Source organism: Halorubrum sp. Hd13, from assembly GCF_002252755.1.
Lineage (GTDB): Archaea > Halobacteriota > Halobacteria > Halobacteriales > Haloferacaceae > Halorubrum.
In genome coordinates, this window is record NZ_NHOY01000095.1 from 1 (window position 1) to 6,531 (window position 6,531).

The 6,531-nt window shown below is 72.7% G+C and carries 6 protein-coding genes and 1 other RNA gene; 5 read left to right on the forward strand and 2 right to left on the reverse strand.

Annotation, left to right across the window (positions count from 1 at the left end; all coding sequences use genetic code 11):
- Both DJ81_RS12410 and DJ81_RS12415 read left to right on the forward strand, forming a co-directional pair.
- On the forward strand, window positions 1-232 hold a 232-nt coding region (locus tag DJ81_RS12410), incomplete at its 5' end, for a ribonuclease P protein component 4 (RefSeq protein ID WP_094589954.1).
- A gap of 80 nt (window positions 233-312) precedes the next feature.
- A complete protein-coding gene (locus tag DJ81_RS12415) occupies window positions 313-1,338 on the forward strand; it encodes an aldo/keto reductase (RefSeq protein WP_094589956.1) in 1,026 nt (341 codons plus the stop codon).
- 42 nt (window positions 1,339-1,380) lie between these two features.
- Here the strand turns inward: DJ81_RS12415 and DJ81_RS12420 are convergent, their stop codons facing one another.
- Entirely contained in the window at window positions 1,381-1,839 is a 459-nt protein-coding gene (locus tag DJ81_RS12420; protein WP_094524243.1) for a hypothetical protein, read from the reverse strand.
- Window positions 1,840-1,993: 154 nt separating this feature from the next.
- On the opposite strand from DJ81_RS12420, the gene DJ81_RS12425 reads away from it, so the two are divergent.
- Together DJ81_RS12425 and ffs are read left to right on the forward strand one after the other, a co-directional pair.
- On the forward strand, window positions 1,994-2,401 hold the full coding sequence (locus DJ81_RS12425) for a hypothetical protein (RefSeq protein ID WP_094524244.1): 408 nt from the start codon (window positions 1,994-1,996) through the stop codon (window positions 2,399-2,401).
- 49 nt (window positions 2,402-2,450) lie between these two features.
- An RNA gene (gene ffs / locus DJ81_RS12430) (signal recognition particle sRNA) lies at window positions 2,451-2,762 on the forward strand.
- Window positions 2,763-3,292: 530 nt separating this feature from the next.
- Here ffs and DJ81_RS12435 read toward each other — a convergent pair.
- On the reverse strand, window positions 3,293-4,861 hold the full coding sequence (locus tag DJ81_RS12435) for a hypothetical protein (RefSeq protein WP_094589958.1): 1,569 nt from the start codon (window positions 4,859-4,861) through the stop codon (window positions 3,293-3,295).
- A gap of 146 nt (window positions 4,862-5,007) precedes the next feature.
- On the opposite strand from DJ81_RS12435, the gene DJ81_RS12440 reads away from it, so the two are divergent.
- Window positions 5,008-6,531: DNA ligase (locus tag DJ81_RS12440; protein ID WP_094589960.1), on the forward strand; the 1,524-nt coding region annotated here is incomplete at its 3' end.

The following is a 6,531-nucleotide window of genomic DNA, read 5'->3' on the forward strand; positions in this document are numbered from 1 at the left end:
CGAGGCGGTCGTCGACGGCGAGTACGACCGCTCTCGGGAGTACGTCGCGCTCGCGCGTCGGATCGCGGAGCGGAACCGCTGCGGGCTCCCGGCCGGCTTCTCCCGACGGACTTGCGACGACTGCGACGTGTACCTCCGCCCCGGCAAGACGGGGCGCGTCCGGCTCCGCCCCGGCCGCGTCGTCGTGCGCTGCCGCGAGTGCGGGTCGACGGCGCGGTACCCGTTTGACTGACCGCGGCGCGAGCCTCGCGCCCGCCCCGCGGGCTGCCGCCGTCGCCACGCTTTATGACTCGACGGCGAGTGAGGCGGGATATGGACTACCGACGGCTCGGCGACACCGGACTGAGCGTCTCGGAGCTCTGCTTCGGGACGTGGCGCTTCGGGCGGGAGACGAACGGCGTGGTCGAGACCGGGCGCGAGGAGGCTCACGAGCTGCTCGACGCGGTCGAAGAGCACGGTATCAACTTCATCGACACCGCGAACGTCTACGGGAGTCCGAACGGCACGAGCGAGGAGTACGTCGGCGAGTGGCTCGCGGAGCGCGACCGCGAGGACTACGTGATCGCCTCGAAGGTGTACTTCCCGTTCGACGGGCGCGGCGAGCCCGGCCCCAACGACTCCGGGCTCGGACGCAAGCACATCCGCGCGCAGGTCGAGGGGACGCTCGACCGGCTCGACACCGACTACCTCGATATCTACTACATCCACCGCTGGGACGAGGAGACGCCCATCGAAGAGACGATGCGCGTCCTCGACGAGCTCGTCTCCGAGGGGAAAGTGCACTACCTCGGCGCGTCGACGATGGCGGCGTGGCAGCTGACGAAGGCGCTGTGGACCGCCGACGCCAACGACTACGCCCGGTTCGACGTGGTCCAGCCGCTCCACCACGCCGGCTACTACGAGGACGTGAGCGAGTACCTCGACGTCTGTATCGATCAGGACATCGCCGTCTGCCCGTACTCCCCGCTGGCGGGCGGGTTCCTCACCGGCAAGTACGAGCGCGCCGACCCGGACGACCCCGAGCAGGTGATCGCGCCGGACGGCTCGCGGGCGAGCTTCGACGACCGCTTCGAGCGGTTCTACCTCTCCGAGCGCGGCTGGAAGGTGCTGGACGCGGTCCGCGAGGTCGCCGCCGAGCTCGACGCCACCCCGTCGCAGGTCGCGCTCGCGTGGCTCACCGAGTGGGACGAGTTCACCTGCGTCCCCATCGTCGGCGCGCGCACGACCGACCAGCTCGCGGAGAACGTCGCCGCGACCGACCTCGCCCTCTCGGACGCGCAGTGGGACCGGATCATGGACGCGCGGTACGCCCCCGACGGGACGCTCTGGGGGCACTAGTCGAGCGGGGCGGGACGGCGGGCGCCGCTGGCGCGCCGCGCGCTACTCCTCGAAGTCGGGCAGGTCGTCGGGCGCCTCGAAGTCGGCCTCCCAGTCGATGTACTCCTCTTTGAGCGTCTCGCAGACGATCTGGCCGAGCTCTGTGAGCCCGGCGTTGATCGCGGAGACGGTCCCCCACGAGTCGAGGTCGGGATGGAGGTCGCGCTCCTTCCAGTCCTCGGGCAGCCCGGGCGCGTGGTAGCCGACGCGGTCGGCGAAGTCGTCCCAGAAGAAGTCGAAGCGGGAGACGAGCCCGAGGTCGACGGCGATCTCCCAGTCCGCCTCGTCCATGTCGCTTCCGGCGGCCCACTCCTCGAAGGCGTCCTCCCACGCCCCCTCTTGGAGGAGCGCCTCCAGGTCGTCGCGGCGGTACTCGCCGCCGGCGACCTCCGCGTCCTCGTACTCGTTCGGGTCCACGGCGGCGAGCTCGGGCGGCTCCGGCGGGTCGACGTCGAGGCTCATACCCCCACTCCGCGCCGGCGACTCAAAACGGTACGGGGCTCGGGGACGGACGGGACGGGAGAGGGGCGGAAGATGGACGGTGGAGCCGGGCGGTCGGCGGCGCCGCCGGCGCCGATCCGGTCCTTTTACCGCGGTCCCCGACCGACCGACGGGCATGAATCTCCGCGACGTCTCTCGCCGGACGGGGATCGCCGCCGGCGTCGTCACCGTGGTCGTGCTCGCGGCCCCGTACGCGCTCGTGTCGGGGTACGCGACGCAGCTCGCCGGCTACTACGCCGCCGGCACCCTCGGCGCCGGCGGGATCGCGCTGTTCGCGCTGCTGACCGCCGTCGTCGTCGCCTCGGTCGAGGAAGGGAACCTCGACCCGGGGACGCTCGCGGGCGTCGCGGTGATCCTCGGCGTCGTGACCACGCTCAGCGCGGCGACGTGGGCGCTCGCCGTCGAGCCGACGACGATGTTCGGCGACTACCGCTGGCTGCAGTGGCACGCGCCCGCCGTCGTCGCCGTGTCGGTCCCGCTCCCCGTCTCCGCCGCGGTGTACGCCCGAGCGCTGCTGTCGTAGGGAGGGCGCCGCCGAACGAAAGGCCCTTATGCCGGACCCGAGTATCGTCAAACGGACTAGGTCGGGCGGTTAGGCCCCGCTCGTCACCCGTGAGGTAGTCTTTAGCGGGGACCGAACAGCGGGCGCGTCCGGTCAGACCGGCGCGGGCCCCGAGAGCCAACGTGGAAGCCTCGTCCGCCGGGGACAGCGGTCCGTGGCGCCCGCTCGCAGGAGCGGTCCGTCGCGGTTCGTCGGCGATATCGGGTCAGGCGCGGAAGCGAGCAGCCCATCGCCGAACGCCCGTCGCTCGTCGGGTCGCGGGGTGGAGAAGGCAACCGGGATACCCCGCGCTGGAACGCCGGGCCACCCCGCCTGTCCGCCATTCATACGCGTTTTTGCTCCGTGAGCGTGGGCTATCCTCGATCGGTGACACAGACGTTCGTTTAAATGAGATTGACTCGGGATCGGGGGTGAACACCTCCAAAGCCCCAGCCACGAGGAGCGCGCACGCTCGCTGCGCTCCTCAGTCGCTCGTTCCACTCGCTCCCTGCGGTGTCGCCGGCGGCTTCGCCGCCGGCTGCCCGTGGCGCGTAGCGCCACGCTGCTTGCGTCGCCTCCGCGCTCCTCGTGGCTGCCCCTTTGTGTCCCACCCGACCGCACAGCACCGCAACCTCACGCCTCCCCAGCCTCGTCGCCGGACTACGTCCGGCTGCAAGCGAGAGCTTCGCTCTCGCCCTGTCAGTCGCCCTCCGCGTCGCTCCGGGCGACTGACTCCAGCGAGAATCGAAGATTCTCTGGCAGCCGGCGCGGAGCGCCGGCGACCTCGCGCCGTCCGCTCGCGGCCCTCCGAGCCGCTCGCTGGAGCGCGCCGGATCGGTTGGTGCGGTCTTCGGCCGTCCGTTTTTATAAGTGCTACTCCGCCTCGCCGCTGTCTTTCCACGCCGAGAAGCCGCCCTCGACGAGCGTCTCTGACTGTCGGTCGATGTACTCCCGCTGGGTGTCGTGGACCGCGGTCTCGAAGTCGTCGCCGGCGTCGAGGCGCGCGCGGACCCGGTCGCGCTTCCAGCTCGCCGGCGTGGTCCGGTTCGCGACGCGCCACCGGAGCGGCGCGAGCCACGAGGCCGCCTCCTCCTCGGGACAGCCGGCGGTCCGCAGGCCGGCCTCGGCGTGATCGAGGAGGTCCTCGTATATCGCGTCGGTGTCCGTCGTGGTCTCGCCGTCGCGGCCGATCCACTCGACGTCGGCGCCGAGCCCGTCGGCGACGGCGGCGTAGAAGTTGTCGCGGGCGGTCTCCCAGTCGAGCCGGATGACCGGGTGTTCGCGCTGCGGGAGCGCCTCCATCAGCCCGGCGAACGCCGCCTGAAAGGCGATGGAGTCGCGGACGGTGGGCTGGGCCGCGATCGGGCGGAACTCGATCCGGGCGTTCGCGCTCGACCGGCTCGCCCCCTCGAAGACCGGGCGGACCCACCGCCAGTAGCTGCCGTGCTTCGTCCGGAAGGTCGCGAACGCGTCGTCGAAGCGGTCGGTCCCCTCGGGCTCCGGCATCGGGACGAGCGTCTCGTCGCCGGCGATCCGGTCGACCGCGGTCTCGACGTCGTGGACGTCGCGCGGGAACCGCACCTTGTCGTCCTCGGTGCGCTCGTTGAGCACCGACTCGAACACGTGGATCCGGTTCTCGGCGGCGCCCTCGGCGAGGACGCGCTGGCCGTCCCAGCCCTCGTCGTACAGCTCCGGCGGGAAGAACGGCGAGTTGACGCCGAGCGCGAGGAGGGGCCCCGCGATCCGGAGCGCGTAGCGGAAGTGCCGCGGGAGCGTCTCCGCGTGCGCGACCTGGTAGTGCGGCTGGATCGAGGTGATGAGGCTCTCCGGCATCACGGTGTCCGCCGCGAGCGACACCCCCGGCGCCTCGACGACCGTCCCCCACCGGTCGTCCGCGCCCGCGTTCGCCATCGCGTGGTACCGGACCGAGTCGCTCATGTTGACCGCGACGGTGACGCCGTCGACGTCGACGCAGTCGGTGAGGTACCCCCGGGCCGTCTCGCCGGTCGGGGGGATGGTCCAGATCCCGTCGGAGACGAGCCGCATCCCCTCGACGCCCGCGGTGTTCTCCGCGGCCTCCAGCCGCGCGCGAACCTCCGCGAGCTGCGCCCGGAGCCCGTGGTCGGAGAGGGGCTGCGGGCTCGTCGACATCTCCGCGTTGTGGAGCCCGAGCTCCTTCTCGAACCCCATCAGCTCCAGGAGCCGGCGCGGGACGCGCATCAGGGCGTACTCGCCGGCCCGCGACTCCTCGCTCCAGCGCCCGTCGGCGACCGCGTAGAACTCGTACTCGAAGCCGACGATCGACTGGTGGTTGTCGAAGGACCCGTCGCGGAGCTCCTGTTTGACGATCTCCGCCTCCTCTTCGGCGCGCGCGGCGAACTCGTCCGGGTCGACGGCGAGCGCCTCGCGGACGCCGTCTGCGAGGGCGGAATCCGTGCTCATGGGACGGACGACGTATCGGCCTCGTAAAAAGGGCTACGGCCGATCGGCGGCGTGGGGACGGTCGGCACGACGTGGGGTCGGGGCGGAGAGCGGGAGCACGTGGGACGTATCGGGGCGCTTTTGCCCGCCGATTTCCGACCCACCCTATGGAGTTCGCCACGTTCGCCGCGCGCGCCGAGCGGCTGGCGGCCGAGCCGGGCGACATCGGGACGACGCTCGCGGTCGCCGACCTGCTCGCGGCGGCCGGCGGAGGGGGGAACGCGGCCGACGCGAGCGACGACGCGGAGCCGGCCCTCCGCGCCGGCGACGACCTCCCGACGGTCACCCGCTTCCTGCTCGGGCGCGTCTTCCCGGCGCACGACACGCGGACCCTCGATATCGGCCCGGCGCTGTGCCGGGAGGCGATCGCCCGCGCCGCGGGCCCGAACGTGACGGCCGCCGACGTCGAGGACCGGCTCGCGGCGGCGGGCGAGATCGGCGCGGTCGCCGCCGGCTTCGACTTCGGCGGCCAACGCGGCCTCGCCGCCTTCGGAGAGGGCCGCGACGCGCTCACGGTCGCCGAGGTCGACGGGGCGCTGCGCGAGCTGGCGGCCGCGTCGGGCGACGGCAGCGAGTCGCGCAAGCTCGACGCGCTGTTCGGCCTCTTCAATCGGTGTGATCCGGCCGAGGCGAAGTTCCTCGCGCGCCTGGTGCTCGGCGAGATGCGGATCGGCGTCGGCGAGGGGACCGTCCGCGACGCGGTCGCCGAGACGTTCCTCTCGGAGTCGGTCGGGGACGCTGGCGACGGCGAGGAGTCGGAGCCGGACGCGGGCCCCGCCGAGAGCGACGACGCGGAGCCGACCCTCTGCGCCGGCGACGAGGCGGTCGCCGCCGTCGAGCGGGCGCTGCAGGTGACGAACGACTACGGCCGCGTCGCGGCCCTCGCGCGCGACGAGGGGCTCGCCGGCCTCCGCGCGGAGGGGCTCGTCGTGGGGCGTCCCGTGCAGGCGATGCTCGCGCAGGCCGGGACCGCGACCGACGCGGTCGAGTCGTTCGGCGAGGTCGCCGTCGAGACCAAGTTCGACGGGGCGCGCGTGCAGGTCCACTACGTGCCCGGCGACGGGGGCGAGGCCGACGACGAGAGCGAGGCCGACGACCCCGAAGTGGACGGCGGAACCGACCGCGAGGCGCTCGGTCCGCGGCTCTACTCCCGGAACATGGACGACGTGACCGACGCGCTCCCGGAGATCGCCGAGCGCGTCGCGGACCGCGTCGACGTCCCGGTCATCCTCGACGGCGAGGTCGTCGCGGTCGACGAGGGCGGCGACCCGCTCCCGTTCCAGGAGGTGTTGCGGCGGTTCCGCCGGAAACACGACGTCGACCGCATGCGCGAGGAGGTGTCGCTCCGGCTCCACGCCTTCGACTGCCTCCACGCCGACGGCGCGGACCTCCTCGACGAGCCGCTCCGGGTCCGCCACGACCGCCTCGTCGACGCCGCTCCGGACGCGGCCGCGGCCCTCGACCTGGCGAGCGACGTCGAGGCCGTCGAGGCGGCGGAGGCGGCCGCGCTCGACGCGGGCCACGAGGGGGTCATGCTGAAGGACCCGGACGCGCCCTACACCCCTGGCGACCGCGGGCGGGAGTGGCTGAAGCGCAAGCCCGACGTGGAGACGCTCGACGCGGTCGTCGTC